The sequence below is a fragment of the Arthrobacter sp. KBS0702 genome, from assembly GCF_005937985.2.
Classification (GTDB): domain Bacteria; phylum Actinomycetota; class Actinomycetes; order Actinomycetales; family Micrococcaceae; genus Arthrobacter.
On record NZ_CP042172.1, the window covers coordinates 2,084,080 to 2,105,095 of the forward strand.

17 protein-coding genes are annotated in these 21,016 nt (G+C 66.0%); 4 read left to right on the top strand and 13 right to left on the bottom strand.

Annotation, left to right across the window (positions count from 1 at the left end):
- Positions 1-39: 39 nt before the first annotated feature.
- Positions 40-1,776 carry an ATP-dependent endonuclease gene (locus tag FFF93_RS09545; RefSeq protein ID WP_186372126.1) on the top strand — a complete coding sequence of 579 codons (1,737 nt, stop codon included), beginning with the start codon at positions 40-42 and terminating at the stop codon, positions 1,774-1,776.
- 102 nt (positions 1,777-1,878) lie between these two features.
- On the opposite strand, the gene nrdF is transcribed toward FFF93_RS09545, so the two are convergent.
- From nrdF to FFF93_RS09585, 8 genes are all read right to left on the bottom strand, one after another.
- A complete protein-coding gene (gene nrdF, locus FFF93_RS09550; protein ID WP_131133163.1) occupies positions 1,879-2,853 on the bottom strand; it encodes a class 1b ribonucleoside-diphosphate reductase subunit beta in 975 nt (324 codons plus the stop codon).
- A gap of 96 nt (positions 2,854-2,949) precedes the next feature.
- A complete protein-coding gene (gene nrdE, locus FFF93_RS09555) occupies positions 2,950-5,070 on the bottom strand; it encodes a class 1b ribonucleoside-diphosphate reductase subunit alpha (RefSeq protein ID WP_138770446.1) in 2,121 nt (706 codons plus the stop codon).
- A gap of 68 nt (positions 5,071-5,138) precedes the next feature.
- Entirely contained in the window at positions 5,139-5,624 is a 486-nt protein-coding gene (gene nrdI, locus FFF93_RS09560; RefSeq protein WP_138769115.1) for a class Ib ribonucleoside-diphosphate reductase assembly flavoprotein NrdI, read from the bottom strand.
- Positions 5,625-5,666: 42 nt separating this feature from the next.
- Positions 5,667-5,912, bottom strand: a complete 246-nt coding sequence (gene nrdH, locus FFF93_RS09565; protein ID WP_018773329.1) for a glutaredoxin-like protein NrdH — start codon at positions 5,910-5,912, stop codon at positions 5,667-5,669.
- A gap of 478 nt (positions 5,913-6,390) precedes the next feature.
- A complete protein-coding gene (locus FFF93_RS09570) occupies positions 6,391-7,632 on the bottom strand; it encodes a cyclopropane-fatty-acyl-phospholipid synthase family protein (RefSeq protein ID WP_138769114.1) in 1,242 nt (413 codons plus the stop codon).
- The gene (locus tag FFF93_RS09575; RefSeq protein ID WP_138769113.1) at positions 7,629-9,071 is read right to left on the bottom strand and encodes a class I SAM-dependent methyltransferase; all 1,443 of its coding nucleotides are present in this window, start codon (positions 9,069-9,071) and stop codon (positions 7,629-7,631) included. Before FFF93_RS09575 ends, FFF93_RS09570 begins: the two co-directional genes overlap by 4 nt.
- Complete coding sequence (locus FFF93_RS09580) at positions 9,068-9,799, bottom strand: DUF1365 domain-containing protein (RefSeq protein WP_138769112.1); 732 nt, start codon at positions 9,797-9,799, stop codon at positions 9,068-9,070. Before FFF93_RS09580 ends, FFF93_RS09575 begins: the two co-directional genes overlap by 4 nt.
- Positions 9,796-11,214 carry an NAD(P)/FAD-dependent oxidoreductase gene (locus FFF93_RS09585; RefSeq protein WP_138769111.1) on the bottom strand — a complete coding sequence of 473 codons (1,419 nt, stop codon included), beginning with the start codon at positions 11,212-11,214 and terminating at the stop codon, positions 9,796-9,798. Before FFF93_RS09585 ends, FFF93_RS09580 begins: the two co-directional genes overlap by 4 nt.
- A 172-nt stretch (positions 11,215-11,386) precedes the next feature.
- On the opposite strand from FFF93_RS09585, the gene FFF93_RS09590 reads away from it, so the two are divergent.
- Positions 11,387-12,307: a LysR family transcriptional regulator gene (locus tag FFF93_RS09590; protein ID WP_138769110.1), complete on the top strand. Its 921-nt coding sequence runs from the start codon at positions 11,387-11,389 to the stop codon at positions 12,305-12,307.
- A gap of 36 nt (positions 12,308-12,343) precedes the next feature.
- Here FFF93_RS09590 and FFF93_RS09595 read toward each other — a convergent pair whose 3' ends face one another.
- On the bottom strand, positions 12,344-13,771 hold the full coding sequence (locus FFF93_RS09595) for an aldehyde dehydrogenase family protein (RefSeq protein WP_138769109.1): 1,428 nt from the start codon (positions 13,769-13,771) through the stop codon (positions 12,344-12,346).
- Between the two features lie 99 nt (positions 13,772-13,870).
- Between FFF93_RS09595 and FFF93_RS09600 the strand changes: the two genes are divergently transcribed.
- Positions 13,871-14,377 carry a DUF2004 domain-containing protein gene (locus FFF93_RS09600; protein ID WP_138769108.1) on the top strand — a complete coding sequence of 169 codons (507 nt, stop codon included), beginning with the start codon at positions 13,871-13,873 and terminating at the stop codon, positions 14,375-14,377.
- A gap of 82 nt (positions 14,378-14,459) precedes the next feature.
- Here the strand turns inward: FFF93_RS09600 and metE are convergent, their stop codons facing one another.
- Entirely contained in the window at positions 14,460-16,793 is a 2,334-nt protein-coding gene (gene metE / locus FFF93_RS09605) for a 5-methyltetrahydropteroyltriglutamate--homocysteine S-methyltransferase (RefSeq protein WP_138769107.1), read from the bottom strand.
- Positions 16,794-16,852: 59 nt separating this feature from the next.
- A complete protein-coding gene (locus tag FFF93_RS09610; protein ID WP_138769106.1) occupies positions 16,853-17,827 on the bottom strand; it encodes a methylenetetrahydrofolate reductase in 975 nt (324 codons plus the stop codon).
- A gap of 403 nt (positions 17,828-18,230) precedes the next feature.
- On the opposite strand from FFF93_RS09610, the gene FFF93_RS09615 reads away from it, so the two are divergent.
- Complete coding sequence (locus FFF93_RS09615; protein ID WP_261375056.1) at positions 18,231-18,428, top strand: hypothetical protein; 198 nt, start codon at positions 18,231-18,233, stop codon at positions 18,426-18,428.
- Between the two features lie 36 nt (positions 18,429-18,464).
- Here FFF93_RS09615 and FFF93_RS09620 read toward each other — a convergent pair whose 3' ends face one another.
- The gene (locus FFF93_RS09620; RefSeq protein WP_138769104.1) at positions 18,465-19,667 is read right to left on the bottom strand and encodes an ROK family transcriptional regulator; all 1,203 of its coding nucleotides are present in this window, start codon (positions 19,665-19,667) and stop codon (positions 18,465-18,467) included.
- 183 nt (positions 19,668-19,850) lie between these two features.
- Positions 19,851-21,014, bottom strand: a complete 1,164-nt coding sequence (locus tag FFF93_RS09625; RefSeq protein ID WP_138769103.1) for a class I SAM-dependent methyltransferase — start codon at positions 21,012-21,014, stop codon at positions 19,851-19,853.
- Positions 21,015-21,016: the final 2 nt, after the last annotated feature.

The window sequence follows — 21,016 nt, forward strand, 5'->3', positions numbered from 1 at the left end:
AGTGTCATTCTAATTTCTACGTCTTGAAAGTTGCCCTCAGTGAGATTGCAAGAATTTGCAGTAACCAATTTTAGAAGCATCATCAACACGGAACGATTTGCTCTCGGGGATTTCACGGTCCTCATCGGTCCCAACAATGAAGGAAAATCGAATTTGCTGCGGGCGCTTGAGTTGGGCCTTGCATATTTGAAAGGCTGGGCCAGGCTCCCAAGCAACTACGGTAAATCGACGGTTCCGCACGAAATTTTGACCCACGACTGGTTGGCGCATTGGGATGAGCCTGCCCCTCGCGTCCCTAGGTACGAGTACTCAAGAGACTTTCCGATCGACCACAAGAACTACGGAGATGAAACCGGGCAGACCACGATCCGCCTCACCTTCACGCTCACGGAGGCGGAATCTCTGACTTTCAAGGAGGTTACAGGCTCACAAAATAACGGAACATTACCCATCCGCCTGACCCTGACGAAATCCTCCGTAAAACTCGAAATATTGAAGCCCGGTCGAGGAAACTCCGTCCTTGCCGCGAAATCCGTACAGATTGTACAGAGAGTTACAAGCGCACTGGACTTCAAGTATGTGCCGACCGTACGTAGCTCTGAGATCGTCATGCAGCTTGTGACCGATCTGACACAGCGCCAGCTGAGGACGCTTGCCTTGGAAGAGGATTATGCGAGCCTCACTGCGCAGCTAGGAGAGCTGCGCGACAAGGCCCTTGCCCAAGTTGACAGGTCGCTCACTTCATCCCTTCGCACGTTCCTTCCGGAGCTACAGTCGATTCGTCTGCAAACTCAAGACACGCGCGATCTTCTGCGCGTCCGATCTATCCATCTCAACGACGGTGTGGAGACCTCGCTCCAGCAGAAGGGTGACGGGATTCAGAGTCTTGCCGCAATATCACTTATGCAAGAAGCGGCTAGCGCAACGTCTGAGGCAGAGGCATTCATGCTGGCTGTCGAGGAGCCCGAATCGCATCTACATCCGGACGCGATACACCAAGTCCGGCGGCGACTGGAAGACATAGCGGAAAAACAACAGGTGGTTATCTCAACCCATAGCCCGCTTCTCGTTAACCGGTCTGACTTTTCGTCCAACATTATCGTGGAGGGGAACAAGGCGCGCGCCTGCAAGTCGTTAGAAGAGTTGCGTGATTGCCTCGGCGTCCAGCCAACTGACAACCTGATGACCGCCCGCCTGGCTATCCTAGTGGAAGGGCTAACGGATGAAACAGCGCTTACGTCGATATTAAGTGAACGATCCGAAAAGCTAGCGTCCGCTCTCAAATACCGTCAGATAGTATTCATTGCCACTAAGGGAGCGGGAAAGATCGCAAATCGGTTGACGGCACTTCGACCGTTGATCACCCCCGTCTTCGTCGCGTTTGATAAGGACCAAGCAGGAGAACAAGCTATAAAATCAAGCATCCAGCTAGGTCTCTTGAATAAATCCGATTATCTCGTCTTCAGTTCGAAGGGTCTACGCGAATCTGAATTAGAGGACTTCTACGATACGTCGATTACGATCGCCGCAGCCCGTAAGGTAACGGGTCTCACTCTTGGCGCCAAGGACCTCAACCCGCGAAACTGCAAATGGTCGCGCCGGGTCGAACGCGCGCTCGACCAGTACGGAATTGTCTTTGACCAAGATACGATTGACGAGATCAAGATTGAAGCTGCACGGCTCGTAGCCGCCAGTCCAACTACGTCGCTGAAGCTCGAGTGGTCCGAAATCGTGACCACCATGGTCTCTCGGCTGGAGAGTAAGCTCAACGACTAGGAAAAATCCTCCCCGGCGCGCATTTTGTCCCAAGAATCAGTGTCCCGCACGAGTAGCGTACGGGACACTGACTCTTGCAGTTGAATGAAGACGAGACGAGAACTAGAAGTCCCAGTCCTCATCCTCAGTATTAACAGCCTTCCCAATCACGTAGCTCGAACCCGACCCGGAGAAGAAGTCGTGGTTCTCGTCCGCGTTCGGCGACAGGGCCGAGAGGATCGCCGGGTTCACGTCGGTGACGGACGCCGGGAACATGGCCTCGTAGCCGAGGTTCATGAGGGCCTTGTTGGCGTTGTAGTGCAGGAACTTCTTGACGTCCTCGGCCAGGCCGACGGAGTCGTAGAGGTCGTGCGTGTACTGGACTTCGTTTTCGTACAGCTCGAAGAGCAGCTCGAAGGTGTAGTCCTTGATCTCCTGCTTGCGCTCCTCGGACAGGCCCTCCAGGCCCTTCTGGAACTTGTAGCCGATGTAGTAGCCGTGCACGGCCTCATCGCGGATGATCAGGCGGATCAGGTCGGCCGTGTTCGTCAGCTTGGCCCGCGAGGACCAGTACATCGGCAGGTAGAAGCCTGAGTAGAACAGGAAGCTCTCCAGCAGCGTCGAGGCCACCTTGCGCTTCAGGGGGTCGTCGCCCTGGTAGTAGTCCATGACGATCTGGGCCTTCTTCTGCAGGTTCACGTTCTCGGTGGACCAGCGGAATGCCTCGTCGATCTCCTTGGTGGAGGCCAGCGTGGAGAAGATGGAGGAGTAGCTCTTGGCGTGCACGGACTCCATGAAGGCGATGTTCGTGTAGACAGCCTCTTCGTGCGGGGTGATCGCGTCCGGGATCAGCGAGACGGCGCCGACGGTGCCCTGGATGGTGTCCAGCAGCGTCAGGCCGGTGAACACCCGCATGGTGAGCTGCTGCTCGTCCGGGGTCAGCGTCGCCCACGACTGAACGTCGTTGGACAGCGGGATCTTCTCCGGCAGCCAGAAGTTGTTGACCAGGCGGTTCCAGACGTCCACGTCCTTGTCGTCCTGGATGCGGTTCCAGTTGATCGCCTCAACGTGGCTAAGCAGCTTGACCTTCTCGGTCATGTCATCCCCTAAGAAGTTGGGTCGGTTCTCTAGTTAAAGCGTACGACGGCGGGCGGGCGCCCGCCGTCGTACTCAAGCAAAATCAACCGATATCGGTTACAACATGCACGAGACACAGTTGTCCACCTCGGTCCCTTCCAGCGCGAGCTGGCGGAGACGGATGTAGTAGATGGTCTTGATGCCCTTCTTCCAGGCGTAGATCTGGGCCTTGTTGATGTCGCGCGTGGTGGCGGTGTCCTTGAAGAACAGCGTCAGGGACAGGCCCTGGTCCACGTGCTGCGTGGCAGCGGCGTAGGTGTCGATGACCTTCTCGTAGCCGATCTCGTACGCGTCCTGGTAGTACTCCAGGTTGTCGTTCGTCAGGTACGGCGCCGGGTAGTAGACGCGGCCCAGCTTGCCTTCCTTGCGGATCTCGATCTTGGACGCCACCGGGTGGATCGAGGAGGTGGAGTTGTTGATGTAGGAGATCGAACCGGTCGGCGGGACGGCCTGCAGGTTCTGGTTGTAGATGCCGTGCTCCATGACGGAAGCCTTCAGCTCGCGCCAGTCATCCTGGGTCGGGATGTGGATGTGGGCGAACAGTTCGGCAACCTTCGCCGTCTGCGGGACCCATTGCCGGTCCGTGTACTTGTCGAAGAATTCGCCGGACGCGTACTTGGACTTCTCGAAGCCGCCGAAGGTCTGGCCGGTCTGGATGGCCAGCAGGTTGGAGGCGCGGACCGCGTGGAACACCACCGTGTAGAAGTAGATGTTGGTGAAGTCCAGGCCCTCCTCGGACCCGTAGTGGACCCGCTCGCGGGCCAGGTAGCCGTGCAGGTTCATCTGGCCGAGGCCGATCGCGTGGCTCTGGTCGTTGCCGCGGGCGATCGAGGGCACCGAGGTGATGTTGGACATGTCCGAGACGGCCGAGAGCGAGCGGATGGCCGTCTCGATGGTCAGGCCGAAGTCCGGCGAGTCCATGGCCTTGGCAATGTTCATCGAACCCAGGTTGCAGGAGATGTCCTTGCCGGTGGTGTCGTAGGACAGGTCATCGTGGTACGTCGTGGGCTGGGAAACCTGGAGGATCTCCGAGCACAGGTTGGACATGATGATCTTGCCGTCGATCGGGTTTTCCCGGTTCACGGTGTCCTCGAACATGATGTACGGGTAGCCGGATTCGAACTGGATCTCGGCGAGGGTCTGGAAGAACTCGCGGGCCTTGATCTTGGTCTTCTTGATCCGGGAATCGTCCACCATCTCGTAGTACTTCTCGGTGACCGAGACGTCGGAGAACGGCATGCCGTAGACCTTTTCGACGTCGTACGGCGAGAACAGGTACATGTCCTCGTCCTTCTTGGCCAGCTCGAAGGTGATGTCCGGGATCACGACGCCGAGGGAGAGGGTCTTGATGCGGATCTTCTCGTCCGCGTTCTCGCGCTTGGTGTCCAGGAAGCGGTAGATGTCCGGGTGGTGGGCGTGCAGGTAGACCGCGCCGGCACCCTGGCGGGCACCGAGCTGGTTGGCGTAGGAGAAGCTGTCCTCGAGGAGCTTCATCACCGGGATGACGCCGGAGGACTGGTTCTCGATCTGCTTGATCGGCGCGCCGACCTCGCGGATGTTGGTCAGCGCGAACGCCACGCCGCCGCCGCGCTTGGAGAGCTGCAGCGCGGAGTTGATGGACCGGCCGATCGACTCCATGTTGTCTTCGATGCGGAGCAGGAAGCAGGAGACCAGCTCGCCGCGCTGCTTCTTGCCGGCGTTCAGGAACGTCGGGGTAGCCGGCTGGAAGCGGCCCTCGATGATCTCGTCCACCATCTGGGTGGCGAGCTTCTCGTCGCCGCGGGCCAGGTGCAGGGCCACCATGCAGACGCGGTCCTCGTAGCGCTCCAGGAAGCGCTTACCGTCGAACGTCTTCAGCGTGTAGGAGGTATAGAACTTGAAAGCGCCGAGGAAGGTCTCGAAGCGGAACTTCTTCTTGTACGCGCGGTTGAAGAGCTCGCGGATGAAGTTCATCGTGTACTGGTCGAGGGTTTCGCGCTCGTAGTACTCGTTCTTGACGAGGTAGTCGAGCTTTTCCTCGAGGTCGTGGAAGAACACGGTGTTGTTGTTCACGTGCTGCAGGAAGTACTGGTGCGCGGCTTCGCGGTCGGCCTCGAACTGGATCTCGCCGTTGGGGCCGTACAGGTTCAGCATGGCGTTGAGCTCGTGGTAGCCCAGGCCCTGGTAGGCGGCCGGCATGGCCGGCTTCTCGCCGGGGACGGTGTGTTTCTCGACGGCGGTGTTACCGGCCATGTGGGAACTCCCGGTCACTTCGGTGTCTGCGACAGTCGTGTCCAAAATTCTTCCAATCCTTGTTGTACTCGGCTGACGTCTTCCGGCGTCCCCATGAGTTCGAAACGATATAGGTGCGGGACCTGGCATTTGGCGGCGATGATGTCGCCGGCCATGCAGTAGTTGTCCCCAAAGTTCGTGTTGCCCGCCCCGATCACTCCACGGAGCTGTTGCCGGTTCCTCGGATCGTTCAGAAAGCGGATGACCTGCTTCGGAACGGATCCCTCTCCCCCGGTCCCCCCGTAGGTGGGAAGCACCAGCACGTAGGGTTCGGTCGCCAGCAGTGCCGGTTCCCTCGCGTGGAGGGGGATGCGGGCGGCGTCGAGACCCAGCTTCTGCACGAAGCGTTTGGTGTTCTCTGAGGTGGAGGAGAAGTAGATGAGGTGGCTGCCGGTGGTGCGGACCGTGGCTGAGTCCACGGTGGTCGCTGCCAGCGGCGGTCCGGCGGTTGCCAGTGCCATGGGAGTCACCTCATCCGACGTGGTGGTGCTGTGTGGAGGCTTTCAGGCGACCGCGACGGCGGCGGCCTGCGCCAGTTCTTCGATCTTGTCCGGGCGGAAGCCGGACCAGTGGTCCTGGTCGGTGACGACGACCGGAGCCTGCATGTAGCCCAGGGACTTGAGGCGTTCGAGGGCCTCGGCATCCTGGGAGATGTCGACGCTCTGGTAGGCGATGCCCTTCTTGTCGAGAGCGCGGTAGGTAGCGTTGCACTGTACGCAAGCCGGCTTCGTGTAAACCGTAACGGTCATGTCCTGAGTCCCCTTTGTTGAAGTCTGTGGTTCGTGTCCGGTGGGGCCGACTCGGAGCAGGAATCCTTATCCGTTACTGGCCTCGCCCTGCGGTCTGCAACCGCTTCGCTCGAACTGTATGTCGATACTACATGTAGTGCAAGAGCCCCGCTTGAACCCCAAGATGATGTATTACAAGTATGTCATTTAACGCACCTTTAATCCACAGGCGAGGGCCCTCAAAATGTCCGGATTTCAGCCATTTTCCAGGACACAATCCACACCCTGTGGAGTACTTAGCCACAATTAACCACCCCGCGTGTCGCAATCTGGACGGCGTGTCGCGGGTTCTCTCAAGAGGGTCCGGGAGTGGGGCGAAGCACTACATGTAGTGGCTGAAGGCACAAGAAAGGCGGGCACCAACCGGTGCCCGCCTTTCCTCACGGTGACTCGCCTAACAAGGCCCCGCCGGGGGTCCGCCGCTGCGTAGTCCGAAGCGCTACTCCGGGCGGCTGCAGAGGATCTGTTCCACGCCCATCCGGCCCTCGGCGAAGCTGCGCAGCGCGCCGACCAGGTACAGCCGCCAGACCCGGGCGATCTCCTCGCCCATCATCTCGACGGCGGCGTCGTGGTTCTGCTCGAACCGCGCGTACCAGGCCTCGAGCGTGCGGACGTAGTCACGGCGCATCGCCTCGACGGCTTCGACCTCGAATCCGGCGCCCTCCAGGAATCCCAGGGTCTCCCCCACCGGGCGCATGTGCATGTCCGGGGCGATGAACGACTCGATGAACGGGCCGCCGCCGGGGTGCTTGCCGCGCCGGGACATCTGCTGCACGAGCACCCGGCCGCCGGGGTCCACGTTGTTGAACAGCGCGGCGGCGTACACCGGGTAGTTCCGCTGCCCGACGTGTTCGCCCATCTCAAGCGAGGCGACGGCGTCGAACGGGCCGTCCGGGATCTCGCGGTAGTCCTGCACCCGGATCTCCACGCGGCCCTCCAGGCCGCGTTCCTTGATCCGGGCGTCGATGAACGCCTTCTGTTCCCTGGAGAGCGTGACGCCGACGACGTCGACGCCGTAGTGCTGCGCGGCGTGCAGGCTGAGTGAGCCCCAGCCGCAGCCAACGTCGAGCAGCCGCATCCCGGGACGGAGCCCGAGCTTGCGGCAGACCAGGTCGAGCTTGTCCCGCTGGGCGTCCTCGAGGCCATAGCCTGGCGCGGCGTTCCCGCGGGAGTCCGTCCAGTAGCCGCTCGAATAGGCCATCTGCGGGTCCAGGATCAGGGCGTAGAAATCGTTGCTCAGGTCGTAGTGGTGGCTGATGGCGGCGCGGTCGCGGATCAGGCTGTGCAGCCGCCCCTTGACGCGGGCCTGGCTGGCCGGCGGCTCGGGCGGGGCGCCCAGGGCGCCGGCTTCCCTGGCGATCCGGGCGACGCCGGCGAGCACGGCCGGGGTGGGGCGAATCCCGGACAGGCCGCGGTCCCGGACGACCTTCCACAAGTGCTCGAGGGCCGCGTTAAGGTCGCCGTCGACGTCCAGTTCGCCGGTGACGTACGCCTGGGCCGCGCCCAGCTCCCCCGGCGCCCAGAGCAGCCGGCGGATGGCGTCCGGGGACTTGAGCCGAACGACCGGGGCCCCGGCGGGGCCTGCCTCGCTGCCGTCCCACACGATCAGCCGGACGGGCAGCTCGCCGCCGACCAGCGGTCGGAGGACGTCCGCGATGGTGCTTGCCAGCGCCCCGCTCATCCCGCCGTCCGTTCGCCGGAAGCCGCGGTCGCGCCGGTGCCGGTCTTGGGGGCCACTCGGTCCAAGACGATCTGCTGCACGTTCAGGTACCCGGTCTCGAAGCCGGCGCGGGAGTAGCACAGGTAGAACAGCCACATCCGCTGGAAGATCTCGTCGAAGCCGAGGGCGCGGACCTCCTCGGCCCTAGCCATAAAGCGCTCCTCCCACAGCCGCAGCGTCTGGGCGTAGTGCTCGCCCATGGCGAGGCGTTCGCGGACGCGGAGCCCGGTCTGCTTCTCGGTGATCTCCTCAATGGCCCGGACGGAGGGGATGACGCCGCCGGGGAAAATGTACTTGTGCACCCAGGTGTAGCTGGTCCGGGTGGCGATCAGCCGGTCGTGGCCGATGGTGATCGCCTGGATGGCGACCTTCCCGCCGGGGGCGAGCACCCGTTCGATCGTCTGGAAGTAGGTGGCCCAGTACTCGTAGCCGACCGCCTCGATCATTTCGACCGAGACGACGGCGTCGTACTCGCCCTCCACGGCCCGGTAGTCCTTGAGTTCGATCGTGACGGCGTCGGCGTAGCCTGCCTCGGCCACGCGCTGGCGTGCCAGTTCCTGCTGTTCGCTGGAGAGGGTCACGGAGTAGACCGTTGCCCCGCGGGCGGCAGCACGGAGGGCGAGCTCGCCCCAGCCGGTGCCGATCTCCAGCACGCGGGTTCCTGCCGTGACGCCGGCCTTGTCCAGGAGACGGTCGATCTTGGCCTGCTGCGCGGCGGCCAGGCCGTCCCACGCAACGTGACCGAGCGCCTCGCCGCTCTCCGGGAAGAGGGCGCTGGAGTAGGTCATGGTGCTGTCCAGGAAGGTCGCGAAGAGCTCGTTGGACAGGTCGTAGTGCCGCGAGATGTTGGAGCGGGTGTTCTGCTCCGAGTTCCTTTCGGTGCGCGGGGTGCGGGGCAGGTAGAGGCCGCGCAGCTTCTGCAGCGGCTCGGGGACCAGCGTCCCGACCCGGGCGGCGAAGACCTCCATCACTGCCGTGAGGTTGTCTGCGTCCCAGTCCCCGGCCATGTAGGACTCCCCCAGCCCGATCAGGCCGCCGTCACCCAGGCGTGCCGCGAAGGCCTCCGGCCGGTTCATGGTCATCACGGGGTACGGCTCGCCGGACGGCGACTTTCCGCCGGCGGCCTTGCCCAGGACGGTGCCGTCCGGGTAGCGCACCTCCAGCGGAAGGCTGCGCACCGCGGCGCGGAAGATGGCGTCCGCGATCCGGCCGGCGAGCCGGGCCTTGAGGCTGGACGGCACCGCGGCGATGCTGGGCCAAATCCCGGCATCGATGACGGCGGGCGGCTGCGGCACCGTGTAGGGCACGCCGTGGTTGGACTGCGCGTTTTTCAGCGCAGTCTTGGACTGCGCTGGGCTCTTCTCCACCGGGTGGGATCCGGTCGCTTCGGTCATGGTCACTGGACTGCCTCCTGTGAGGGGTGATGTGGTCGTTTGATGACGGGCAGCCGACGTGCCCAAAGTTTGATTCCCTGCCAGCGGATCTGCGCGGCGACCCGCAGCGGCGCCAGCGGGACGGCGAGCGCCGCGGCCAGGATGTTCGGCACGGTGGCTTCGCGGCGGACACCGTCCATGGTGGCGACGAAGGGTTTCTGTCCCTCGCGCTCCAGCACGATCGAGACCGCGAGCCGTTCACCGGGCTCCGGGAGCTTCATCCGGTACTGGCCTTCGACGTCGTTGAACGGCGAGACGTAGAACGCCTTGGGCACGCTGGCCCGGCCGGCGTCGTCGGTCTCCAGCAGGTAGCAGTGCCGCTCCCCGTAGGTGTTGTGGACCTCGGCGACCACGCAGCGCAGTTCGCCGGCGGCGTCGTGGCACCAGAACAGGCTCAGCGGGTTGAAAACGTGCCCGAAGACGCGGGCGCTGGCCAGCATGGTGATCCGGCCGCCGCCCAGGGTGATTCCTTCGGTGGCGAGGTAGCGCTCGACGTTGCCGCGCAGCGTCCCGTCCGGGTCGCCCAGGTGGTCCCCCACCCTGAAGCCGGCCAGCGGCGAGAGCCAGCGGGGCAGCTTGGGCAGGGCATCGACGTCGACATACCAGCTGTAGCTGCGGTAAGTGAAGGCGTTCTTCAGCGGGGTGCGCCGCACGTGCGCGATGGAGGTGCGGTAAATGGCTGCGGGGCTGCTCATGCGCCCTCCAGGGACGTCTGGAGTACCGCTGCCTGCGGCCCGGCTGCGCTGGCGGCCTCCCACTCCCGTCCCAGCCGTGCGGCGGCGCGGACGCCGGAGAGGGCGCCGTCTTCGTGGAAGCCCCAGCCGTGGTAGGCACCGGCGAACGCCAGGCGGCTGTCGCCGAGACCCAGGATCTGCTGCTGGGCGCGCAGCGACTCCGGGGTGTACTGCGGGTGTTCGTAGACCATCTGTTCAAGCACGGCACCATCCCCGATCAGTTCGGACTCGCCGAGGCTCACAATGTAGCGCTTGCCGTCCGCCGGTTCCAGCCGTTGCAGCCGCGTCATGTCGTAGCTGACCAGGACCCGGTCCGGCCGGGCGTCGCAGGAGGGCAGGCGGTAGTTCCACGACGCCTTGGCGTTATCGCTGGCAGGCAGCACGGCGTCATCGCGGTGGAAGACCGTGTGGTTGACCGAGTAGGGCATGCCGGCGAGCGCTTCGCGTTCGGCCGGCGAGGCGTCCTCAAGCATCCGGAGCGCCTGCGCCGGGTGGGTGGCGATCACGACGGCGTCGAAGGTCTCCGTGCTCTCCTGGCCGTTGCCCGCAGCTGTGGTGATTTCCACTCCGTCGGCGTGGCGGCGGACGCGGCTGACCGGGCTGGCGAGCCGGACGTCGGTCAGCGTCGCGGCGAGCTTGTCCACGTAGCTGCGGGAGCCGCCGGTGACGGTGCGCCACTGCGGGGAGCCTTTGACGCCGAGGAGTCCGTGGTGGCCGAGGAAAGTGAAGAGGTACCGGGCCGGGTACGCCAGGGCGGTGGTCGGGTCGCAGGACCAGACGGCGCTGACCACCGGGGTCATGAAATGGACAATGAAGTAGCTGCTGAACTTTTCCCGGTCCAGGAACTCGCCCAAGGTCAGCTCGGCAGCGCCGGAGGTGGCGGCGCCGGCGTTGCCGGCCCCGGGCTTTTCGTGGGCGGCCCTGTCCGCCTCCGCCAGCAGGGCACGGGCCCGGCGGTAGAAGCGTCCGACCTCCAGCAGCATCTTCAAGTAGCGGCCGCGCAGCAGGGTGGAAGGCCGGGGAATGATCCCCCGCGCACCGCCCCGGGCGCCCGCGTACTCCAGGCCGCAGCCGTCGCAGCGGATGGACATGCTCATTTCCGAGTCCTGGGTCTGCACGCCCAGTTCCTTGAAGAGCCGCAGCAGGGTGGGGTAGGTCCGCTCGTTGTGGACGATGAAGCCGGTGTCGATACCCAGCACCGTCCCGTCCGACTGCGGGACATCGTGCGTGTGGGCGTGGCCGCCGAGCCGCGCGTCCGCTTCGAAGACCGTGACGTGGTCCCGCCGGTTCAGCACATAGGCGGCGGTCAGCCCGGCCACCCCGCTGCCAATCACGGCAATGCGCCGTCCGTCCGGGATGCTTGCTGCTTGCTGCACTGGTCTGCTCCTGTTGCTTCGCCTGAATTGCCCTGAGGGATCTACTTATGGACAATTCGTTACCGCGGGGCCGCCGGATGAGTGTGAATTCATACCGGCTGGTTGGGAACCAATGTGCCAGAATGAAGCGGGATTTCGCACCCGCCTCACCGTAGCCACCGAAGGGCAACCCTTGATCAACCCCGTGCACCTCCGAACGCTCGTGGAAGTGGTCCGGCTGGGCTCGTTCGCGGCGGCCGCCACACGGCTCGGCTACACGGCCTCGGCGGTATCGCAGCAGATGTCCGCACTGGAGCGGGACACCGGCGTGGCGCTCTTCCAGCGCTCGGCCCGGAGCATCCACCCCACGGAGGCTGCCGTCGTGATGACCCGGCACGCGGCAAAGGTCCTCACCGATATTGACACGCTGATGGCAGCGGCGGCCCGGACCCACGACAGCACCAGCCAAGAGCTCCGGCTGGGCATCTTCCCGTCCCTGGCCACCTACGTCCTCCCCCGCATCCTGCAGAACCCGGCCTGGCGGAAGCTCGGCATCGAGCTGCGGGTGTCCGTGGCCGAACCGGGCCAGACCATCCAGGGCCTGCGCACCGGCGGCGAACTCGACGTCGCGCTGGTCTACCAGGTGGGCCAGTCCGGTCTCGCCTGGCCGCACACGGTCAACCGCCAGTGGATCGGCGACGACGACTTCCGGGTGGTGCTGCCCGCGGCCTGGGGCATCGGCCCGGAGTCCAAGGTCGCGGCCGACCACCTCTCCGACATGCCTTGGATCATGCACCACCCCGGTACGTCGGATGCCACGGTGATCGAGCGGCTCTTCGCCAGCTGTAACCTGCACCCACGCGTGGTGGCCAACAGCGACGACTTCCACGCCAGCCTGGAAATGGCGGCCGCCGGCCTGGGCGCGGCACTGGTTCCGGAACTGGCCCTGCTGCATCGGCCCCCGGGAGTGGTGGTGCTGGACGTCCCGGAAATCCGGCTGGCCCGCAATGTTTTCGCGCTGTTGCCCAAGGAGCAGCAGACGGCCCAGGTCCAGCTGTTCGTGGAGCTGCTCTCCGACACGCTACACAAGCTCGGCACCACGCGCCGGGACTGAGCCCGAGACCCGCGGCAGCCCTTCGGGGTCTTGGCCCTACGTGCCGGTCTTCTTACCGGCGGTCTTGCCGCTCTTCTTTCCGCGTTTCCCGGCCGGGGCCACCAGGGTGCTGATGATCCGGTCCTTGGTCTTCGTGTAGGGCGGGTAGATCAGCTCCAACGTGTCCGGCCTGAGCGGCTTGGACAGGGTGGAGCGCTCGTGCGAGAAGGTCCTGAGCGAATGTTCGCCGTGGTAGGCGCCCATGCCGCTGTTACCCACCCCGCCGAACGGCAGCCCCGGCACCGTCAGATGCGCGGCCGGGACGTCGAAGCACAGCGCCCCCGACGAGGTCCGTTCGGAGAATGCCCGGCGCGTGCCGGCGTCGTTGCTGAAGACGTACAGCGCCAGCGGCTTGGCCGCGGCGTTGATCACGCGGATCGCCTCGTCCATGCCGCTGACCGGCACCAGCGGCAGCAACGGGCCGAAGATTTCCTCCCCCATCACCGAGTCGCCGGGAGCCGGGCGCAGCAGGGTCGGAGCGAAGTGCCGGCTGGCGGCGTCGCGCCCGCCGCCGTGGACCACGGTGCTGCCGTCCGCGAGGGCGGCCAGCCGGTCGAAGTGCTTATCGTTGACGATCCGGCCGTAGGATTCGCTCCGGGCCGAATCCTCGCCGAAGAGGGCCCGGATGGCCTTGACCAGCTCGCGTTGCAGCGACACGAGCACCTCCTCCGTGGCGAGGACGTAGTCCGGAGCCACACAGGTCTGCCCGGCGTTCATGAACCTGCCCCAGGCCAGCCGCTTTGCCGCCTTGGCCAGGTCGGTGGAGGCGTCCACGTAAGCCGGGGACTTGCCGCCCAGTTCCAGGGTCACGGGCGTCAGGTGCTCGGCGGCGGCCCGCAGCACCACCTTGGCTGCCGCTTCCCCTCCGGTGAAAAAGATGTGGTCGAAGCGCAGCGCCAGCAGCTCCGTGGTCTCGGGGATGCCGCCCTCAACGACCCGGACCGCCTCCGGCAGGAACTCCGGGACCCAGCGGGCCAGGGCGGCGGAGGTGGCCGGGGCGTGCTCGCTGGGCTTGAGCACCACGGTGTTGCCCGCGGCCAGTGCGCCGGCCAGGGGCGCCAGCAGCAGCTGCAGCGGATAGTTCCACGGGCCGATCACCAGCACCACGCCCAGGGGTGTGAGCTCGGTCCAGGCCTTGGCCGGCTGGACGGCGAGCGGCACGGACACCGGCCGCGGTCGCAGCCACGCCGCCAGGTGCTTCTCCAGGTGCGCGGCTTCCGCCGTGACAAAGCCGATCTCCGTCAGCTGCGCCTCGGTTTCGTGTTTGCCCAGGTCCGCGCCGAGCGCTGCGGCAAATTCCCGGCGCCGCTCAATCAGCATCCGCCGCAGGCTGCCGAGCTGTTCCAGCCGCCACGCCAGCGGACGGGTGGTTCCGTTGTCAAAGATTTCACGGGCACGGGCGACGGTGGCGGCGGCTGACTGCATCCGATCAATGTACCGGTCGGCCGCCCCGCAACGGGCCCGGTATCGGATAAATCCCCGGCGATGCTGGAACGGACCAGTTTTGAGGACTATGTTGAAGTCATGAGCAAGGTAGCGAGCCAGCACTTTGGAGAGATCGAGCTCAACCACGGGCGTGACCATAATTTCGCCGCGAAACACGAACTCGCGGGCCAGCCCCTGGAACTTGACCTCAGTGTCAATGCGCATGACCACTTCGACGAGGCCGCCATGCACAAGGTTGACTACCGGCTGCGTTTCCTGCCCGAGCTTGTGGACCAGGTGCGCGAAATGATCGCCGAAGAGCTGGAGCAGGAAGGCACCAGCCCGCAGGAGTACCTCCGCTTCCACTGCAACGCCATCAAGCCCGAGCACCTGAAGCAGGTCTTCGGCGTCACGGACAAGGCGCAGCTGACCAACCAGGTCTTCCTCAAGGCCCTGAAGCTGGGCCACGTGGGGATCTTCCCCGGCCAGCCGGAGCGCTACTTCGTCCTCGACTTCACCCTCGGCGCCCACTTCACCGACGAGATCCTGGTGGCCTCCGCAGACGAGGACGGCGTCGTCGACGACGAGATCGTCTGGGAATCCTGAATCGAGTGCTCCGGCACGGCGGACGACGGCGGCCGGTCACCCGTGCAGGGTGGCCGGCCGCCGTCGTGGGTGGTGCAGCAGGCTACTTGGCCGCTTCCAGCAACTCTGCGCGCACCGTCTTGGCCGCGTGCACGAGGTTGCGCAGGGACTCCTCGGTCTCGGCGTAGCCGCGGGTCTTCAGGCCGCAGTCCGGGTTGACCCACAGCTGGCGGGACGGGACGTGCTTGACCGCGGTGCTGAGCAACTCGGTGACTTCCTGCTCGCCCGGGACGCGCGGCGAGTGGATGTCGTAGACGCCCGGACCCACGCCGCGGCCGAAGCCGTGCGACTCAAGGTCATGGACCACCTCCATCCGGGAGCGCGCGGCCTCGATCGACGTGACGTCGGCGTCGAGGCCGTCGATGGCGTCGATGATCGCGCCGAACTCGGAGTAGCACAGGTGCGTGTGAACCTGGGTACTGTCCGCGGCGCCAGCGGTGGCGAGGCGGAAGGACTTCACGGACCAGTCCAGGTACGCGGCCTGCTCGGCCTTGCGCAGCGGCAGGAGTTCGCGCAGCGCCGGCTCGTCGACCTGGATGACCTTGATGCCGGCCGCTTCGAGGTCCGCGATCTCGTCCCGGAGCGCCAGGGCCACCTGGTTGGCGGTCTCACCGAGGGGCTGGTCGTCGCGGACGAACGACCACGCGAGGATGGTGACCGGCCCGGTGAGCATGCCCTTCATCGGCGTGCCGGTCAGGGACTGCGCGTAGCGGGCCCATTCGACCGTGATCGGGGCGCTGCGGGTCACGTCGCCCCAGAGGATGGACGGGCGGGTGCAACGGGAACCGTAGGACTGGACCCAGCCGTGCACGGTGACGTCAAAGCCTTCGAGGTTCTCGGCAAAATATTGGACCATGTCGTTGCGCTCGGGCTCGCCGTGGACCAGGACGTCGAAGCCGAGCTCTTCCTGCAGCTCCACCACGCGCTTGATCTCGTCCTTCATCAGCTGCTGGTACTGCTCCGTGGTGAGCTCGCCCTTGTTGGCGCGGGCCCGGGCGGTGCGGATTTCGGCGGTCTGCGGGAACGAGCCGATGGTGGTGGTTGGCAACGGCGGCAGGTGCAGGGCCTCGGTCTGCGCGGCTTCACGGACGCCGTACGCGGAGCGGCTGAAGTCGGCCTCGGTCAGGGCGGCCGCGCGGTTCCGGACCTCGGCCCGTCGGACGCCGTCGGCTGCGGCGCGGTCGGCGATGATACGGGTGGCCTCCTCGATGGCCGGCCGGACGGCGTCGGGGTCGGTGAGCAGGCCAGCCAGGGTGACAACCTCGGTGGCCTTTTGGTCGGCGAAGGCCAGCCAGCTGCGCAGCTGCTCGGAGAGCTGGACCTCCTCGTCGACGTCGTGCGGGACGTGCTGAGTGGAGGTGGATGTGCTGACAGCGAGCCGGGCCACGGACTTCTTCAGTTCGGCGATCTTCGCCGCGGAGGCCGCGAGGTCGTTGCGCCAGATGTTGTGGCCGTCCACGACGCCGGCGACCAAGGTCTTGTTGCCGAGCCCGGCGAGGGCCGCGGCGGAGGGAACCTCGCCCTTGAAGACGTCCAGGTGCAGGGCGTCGATGCCGGTAGCCGCGAGAGTGCCAAGCTGGCCGTTGAGGGCGCCGTACGGGGTGGAGACGAACAGCTGCGGGCGGTTTGTGGCCGCAGCGAGGACCTCATACGAGCGTGCGACGGCGGCGTCGATTTCCGCTGCCGCGGTGTCCTGGTCCACCACCAGGGCGGGCTCGTCGAGCTGGACCCAGCCGGCGCCTGCGGCGGCAAGCCGCTCCAGCAGTGCGGCGTACACGGGCAGGATGTCCTCGAGGCGGGACAGCGGGCTGAACCCGGCCGGGGCGTCGTCGGAGGCCTTGCTCAGCAACAGGAACGTGACCGGGCCGACGAGGTACGGGCGGGTCTCCACGCCGTGGGCGAGGGCGTAGGCGAATTCCTCGACGATCCGGTGGGAGGTCAGCGCGAAGGCGGTTTCCGGGCCGATTTCCGGGACGAGGTAGTGGTAGTTGGTGTCGAACCACTTGGTCATTTCCAGCGGCTGCTGGTCCTTCGTGCCGCGGGCCAGGGTGAAGTAGCCGTCGATGTCGAGCTGGCCGTCGGCGTTCAGGAGGTTGCCGAAGCGGGCGGGCACGGCACCCAGGTGGGCCGCGGCGTCGAGCACCTGATCATAGTAGGAGAAGGTGCCGGGAATGGCCGCGGCCTCGGCCAGGCCCAGGCCCTGCAGGCGCTTGGCGGTGCCGAGCTGGATTTCCTTGGCCGCGGCATCCAGGGCGGCGGCGTCAATCTTGCCCGCCCAGTAGGCCTCGACGGCCTTCTTAAGCTCACGACGGCGGCCGATGCGCGGGTAGCCGAGGATAGAGGCGGACGGGAAGGGGGTGTGGAGCTGTTCAGTCATGGGAAAGTCCTTGGTGTTTTGTCGGGGGAAGTCACGTCAGGTTGTGTCGAAGCGGAAGCTCAGCTGGCGAGCTGCTGGCCGGCGCCGCGGCCCATGGCCCCGGCGCGGCTGCCGGCGCGGTGCGGGCGCGGCAGCGCGAGCTTGTCCAGCACCTCGAGGGCGCTGGTGTGCTCGTTGAAGGTGTAGAGGTGGAGTCCGGGAGCGCCGGCGTCCAGTGCGGCGTTGGCCAGCTCCACGGTGGCGGCGACGCCGATCCGGTTGCGTTCGACGTCGGTGCTGGCGGCCGCGAGCTTTTCGATCAGCTCCGGGGCCGGCTCCACGCCGGTGAGTTCGCCCAGACGGGTGAGCCGGCGGATGCTGGTCAGCGGCATCACGCCTGGGATGATCGGGATGGTGACGCCGGCCCGGCGCGCCCGGGCCAGCAGCTGAGCGTACTGCTCGGTATGGAAGAAGACCTGGGTGATGGCGAAGTCGGCGCCGGAACGCTGCTTGGCGAGCAGCACCTCGACGTCGTGCGCCTCACTCGGTGATTCGGGATGCCGGGTGGGATAGGCGGCGACGCCGACCGCCACTTTGCCGGCGCACAGCAGCGCCGAGCGGCGCTGTTCGACGCGCCGGATGAGCTCGATCAGGTCCTGGGCGTACCGCAGCGAGCCGTCCGCCGGGAGTTCACCGTCCTTCGGCTGGTCGCCGCGCAGCGCGAGGATGCCGCGGACGCCGACGTCGAGCAGTTCGCCGATGATCTCGGCCAGCTCCTGCGGGGTGTTGCCCACGCAGGTCAGGTGCGCCAGCGGGCGCAGCGAGGTGTCCTGCACCAGGCGCCGGATGAGTTCGACGGCGGTGCTCCGGTTGGACCCGTTCGCCCCGTAGGTCACGGACACGTAGTCGGGGCTGGTGGATTCCAGTTCCCCGATGGTGGTCCAGAGCGATTCCGCGGCCGCGGGCGACCTGGGCGGAAAGAGCTCGTAGGACAGGGCCAGCGGGGCCGCTCCGGCGAGGTTTGGATGTGCGTCAATAAGGCTTGGTGGAGACATTTGCGTCCTTGGCTGTGAGCCATTGCCGCCAGCTGGGGCCGGAGAACCGGCCGGCGCTGACGCCAATGAGTTGAGTTTGGGGAACACGGAGGGAACTTCAGCAGGACGCAGCCGCGACTGTTACGCCTGATACGAAGCTGTCCGTGAGCAAATGTCAGGCCCACATGGGGGCACCCACACCCTCCTGGCCGCCACCTGGATTTCTCGAGTGGCCGGCCTGCAGCGGAGGATCGCTGACACGTTACCGCGGTAACTTGTCTACGACTTTAGGGGCCGCAGAAGCGCGAAACAAGTCGCGCACCGAATTAAGACGCGCCTTTACGCCGCTGAACCGGGTGTGGCAGAACATTATTCGCCTGCGTGAGCTCTCCCCATGCCTGCGGCGCAGGTCTATCCTGTTGCCATGATTCAGCTTCCAGCAAGTTACCAGGACTATCTCGCCGGCAAGAGCGAGAGCCTCATCAACACCGTCCGGCCCGTGCTGATGCAGTCGGCGGCGGACAAGCTGCACGGTGTCCGGGTGGTGGTGCACCCGCACGATCATCAGGCCCACCTGGATGACACGATCCCCTTCGGCACGGTTGTCGAGGACATCGACTGATTTCTGCCCGGCTGTGGCGCGGCCTGCCGGGCGGCTCTAACCGTCGAGCAGGAGGCGCTGGGAGCGGGGCGCAAGCGTGTGCTCCAGGACCAGGCACGCCGCACCGATTGCTCCCACGTCCTCTCCCACACCCGTGCCCACCACTTCGATCCCGTGGATCTTGCGGGTGGCGCTGTTCTCGGCCACAAGCTCGGGGACCAGTCTCAGGTACGTCTCCGAGAGGCAGCTCCAGAACGGTCCCCCAAAGACGACGCGGTCCACATCCAGGGTGTTGGTGATCACGGACACGGCCCGGGCCACGAGCACCGCGGAACTGTCAATGATCTCGGCGGCCTTTGCGTCGCCCCCGTAGGCCTGGGCGCATAGCTGGGCAAACCGTTCCTGGACGGCGGGGCCGTTGGTTTCCCCGCGAGGTCCATCGAGTACGCCGGCCTCCACGGCCCGGGCCACGAGCACCTGCGGGATCGCCGCGGACTTCACGCAGCCGTGCAGCCCGCAGTCACAAAGTGGCCCGTCGGGGTCCACCACAATGTGCCCGATTTCGCCGGCGTTTCCGGACGTGCCCCGAACTACCTCGTCGTTGAGCACGATTCCGCAGCCGATCCCGGTGCCCATATACATGAAGATGAAGCTCCCGGCCCCGCTGGGTCCCCCGGCCCACGTCTCCGCGACTGCGGCGCTGGTGACGTCCTTGTCCACGAGGGTGGACAAGCCGGTTGCCTGCACGAGGGCGTCCCGAAGCGGGACGCGGTCCCAGCCGAGCAGGAGTGGGGGGTCGACCACGGCGCCCTCATTGAGGTCGATCGGACCAGGTGAGGCGACGCCGAGTCCGGCGATCTTGGCCGGGTCGACGCCGGACTCCGCGATCAGCTGGCGGATCTCGGCCGCGATGGTGTCAATGACGGCGCCGGGGTCGGCGCCGGACGGGGTCTTGATCCGGGAGTGTTTGACCACGTCGCCCACGAGGTCCAGCACCACGAAGGTCGTCACCGCGGGGTCCAGATGCACGCCGACGGCGTACATCCCGCCCGGGTTCAGCCTCAGCATGGTCCGGGGCTTCCCCGGCCCGGTGCCTTCCTTGCCCGCCTCGACAATCAGGTTCTGGTCCAGCAGGCGGCGGGAAATATTCGAGATCGTCTGAGGCGACAGCCCGACAATCTTGGCCAGTTCAACCCTGCTCAGGCCGACGGGCGAGCGCCGGATCGCATCCAGGATGACCGTGAGGTTAAAATCCCCCATCCGGGGCAGGTTCGTTCCCCGTCTCGGCGCGGGCTGCCGGATCTCGGTCACTGATACCTCTAACGTCTTCGGCGGAAGCACTGCTGATCTCAGAATCGTACGTCACGCGCGCCCCTGAGCCCCATACAGCGGCTTCATAGTTGAACCGTTTTCCGCCGGGCGCCCGGCTTTCTCCGGTCGTGGTCAGGGCCGCGGCGCGCGGACGCTCGCGGTGACGGTGAATTTCGTATTGCGGCCGACCTCGCGAGTGGGCCCAACCAGCCGTTCCAGCGCGGGCCGGTAGTGCAGGTGGCTGTTGAACACCGTCCAAAGTTCTCCGCCGGGGTCCAGGACCCTGGCGGCCGCTTCGATCAGCTTGATCCCGGCCCCGGCATGGACGGCTGCTCCAAGGTGGAAGGGCGGATTGAGCAGGACCAGCCCGGTTCCGCCGTCGGGCAGCGTGCTCATGGCGTCGTCCTGCAGGACGTCGATCTGCCCGTGGAGGCCGTTGGCGCGGGCCGTTTCCCGGGCGGATTCGACGGCAGCCGCGGATCTGTCAGTGGCCGTGACGCGGGCGTCCGGGTGCCTTCGGGCGTACATCGCGGCCAGGATTCCGGTGCCGCAGCCCAGGTCGACGGCGTGCCGGACGCCGGGCATCTGCGGCAGGAAGCCCAGCAGGAAACGCGTGCCGATATCCAGCCCGGTGCCGGCGAAGACGGCGCCGCGTGCGCAGACGGTGAGGTCCAGTTCGGCGTTGCGCTCGGTGACCGGGTAGGGCGGAGTGGCTCCAACGGCCTTGGGTGCCCGGGCCAGCAGGATCCGGGACTTTTGCCGCGCCAACTGCGGCTGCACCTCGCCGAAGTAGCGTTCCAGCACCGCATTCATGCCCAGGCTCATGTGCTTGACCCTGCCGCCGGCCAGCAGCACTACACCGGGCGCAGCGTGCCGGGCGACGGCGTCGGCGATCTCCTCGAGTTCAGCGAGGGACCGCGGCAGCTGGAGCAGCACCAGCCCGGCGCCCTCCACCGCGGCGCCCAGCGGCAGCTGGTCGAAGCGGTCGGTGACCCCGACGGCGGCAGCGTTATGCCGCAGCGCCCGTTCGCCGGTGATCAGGTCCTGATGCACCCGGACGGTGTCTTCCTGTGTCCCGTTTTCCCGGCCCAGCGCCAGCAGGCCGAGGGTCAACGCCCCGTACCGGTCGCCCACGACGGCGACTCTGGCGCCGGGGGCGATCACACCGGAGGCCCGCAGCTCGGCGGCGGTGTCCAGCAACAACCGGTCGGTGGCGTCCCAGGCCTGCAGGTTGGCGGCCTCGACGTCGGGAAACCGCCGCAGCCGGGAGAAGAGAAGATCCAGGGTACTTTGCACCG

Excerpts from the sequence above, each read along its gene's own strand:
- FFF93_RS09595 (WP_138769109.1), bottom strand. The coding sequence starts at position 13,771 with ATGCAGTCAGCCGCCGCCACCGTCGCCCGTGCCCGTGAAATCTTTGAC.
- nrdE (WP_138770446.1), bottom strand. The coding sequence starts at position 5,070 with ATGCCGGCCGCCTACCAGGGCCTGGGCTACCACGAGCTCAACGCCATG.
- FFF93_RS09600 (WP_138769108.1), top strand. The coding sequence starts at position 13,871 with ATGAGCAAGGTAGCGAGCCAGCACTTTGGAGAGATCGAGCTCAACCAC.
- metE (WP_138769107.1), bottom strand. The coding sequence starts at position 16,793 with ATGACTGAACAGCTCCACACCCCCTTCCCGTCCGCCTCTATCCTCGGC.
- nrdI (WP_138769115.1), bottom strand. The coding sequence starts at position 5,624 with ATGGCACTGGCAACCGCCGGACCGCCGCTGGCAGCGACCACCGTGGAC.
- nrdF (WP_131133163.1), bottom strand. The coding sequence starts at position 2,853 with ATGACCGAGAAGGTCAAGCTGCTTAGCCACGTTGAGGCGATCAACTGG.
- FFF93_RS09610 (WP_138769106.1), bottom strand. The coding sequence starts at position 17,827 with ATGTCTCCACCAAGCCTTATTGACGCACATCCAAACCTCGCCGGAGCG.
- FFF93_RS09615 (WP_261375056.1), top strand. The coding sequence starts at position 18,231 with ATGATTCAGCTTCCAGCAAGTTACCAGGACTATCTCGCCGGCAAGAGC.
- FFF93_RS09580 (WP_138769112.1), bottom strand. The coding sequence starts at position 9,799 with ATGAGCAGCCCCGCAGCCATTTACCGCACCTCCATCGCGCACGTGCGG.
- nrdH (WP_018773329.1), bottom strand. The coding sequence starts at position 5,912 with ATGACCGTTACGGTTTACACGAAGCCGGCTTGCGTACAGTGCAACGCT.
- FFF93_RS09620 (WP_138769104.1), bottom strand. The coding sequence starts at position 19,667 with ATGGGGGATTTTAACCTCACGGTCATCCTGGATGCGATCCGGCGCTCG.
- FFF93_RS09570 (WP_138769114.1), bottom strand. The coding sequence starts at position 7,632 with ATGAGCGGGGCGCTGGCAAGCACCATCGCGGACGTCCTCCGACCGCTG.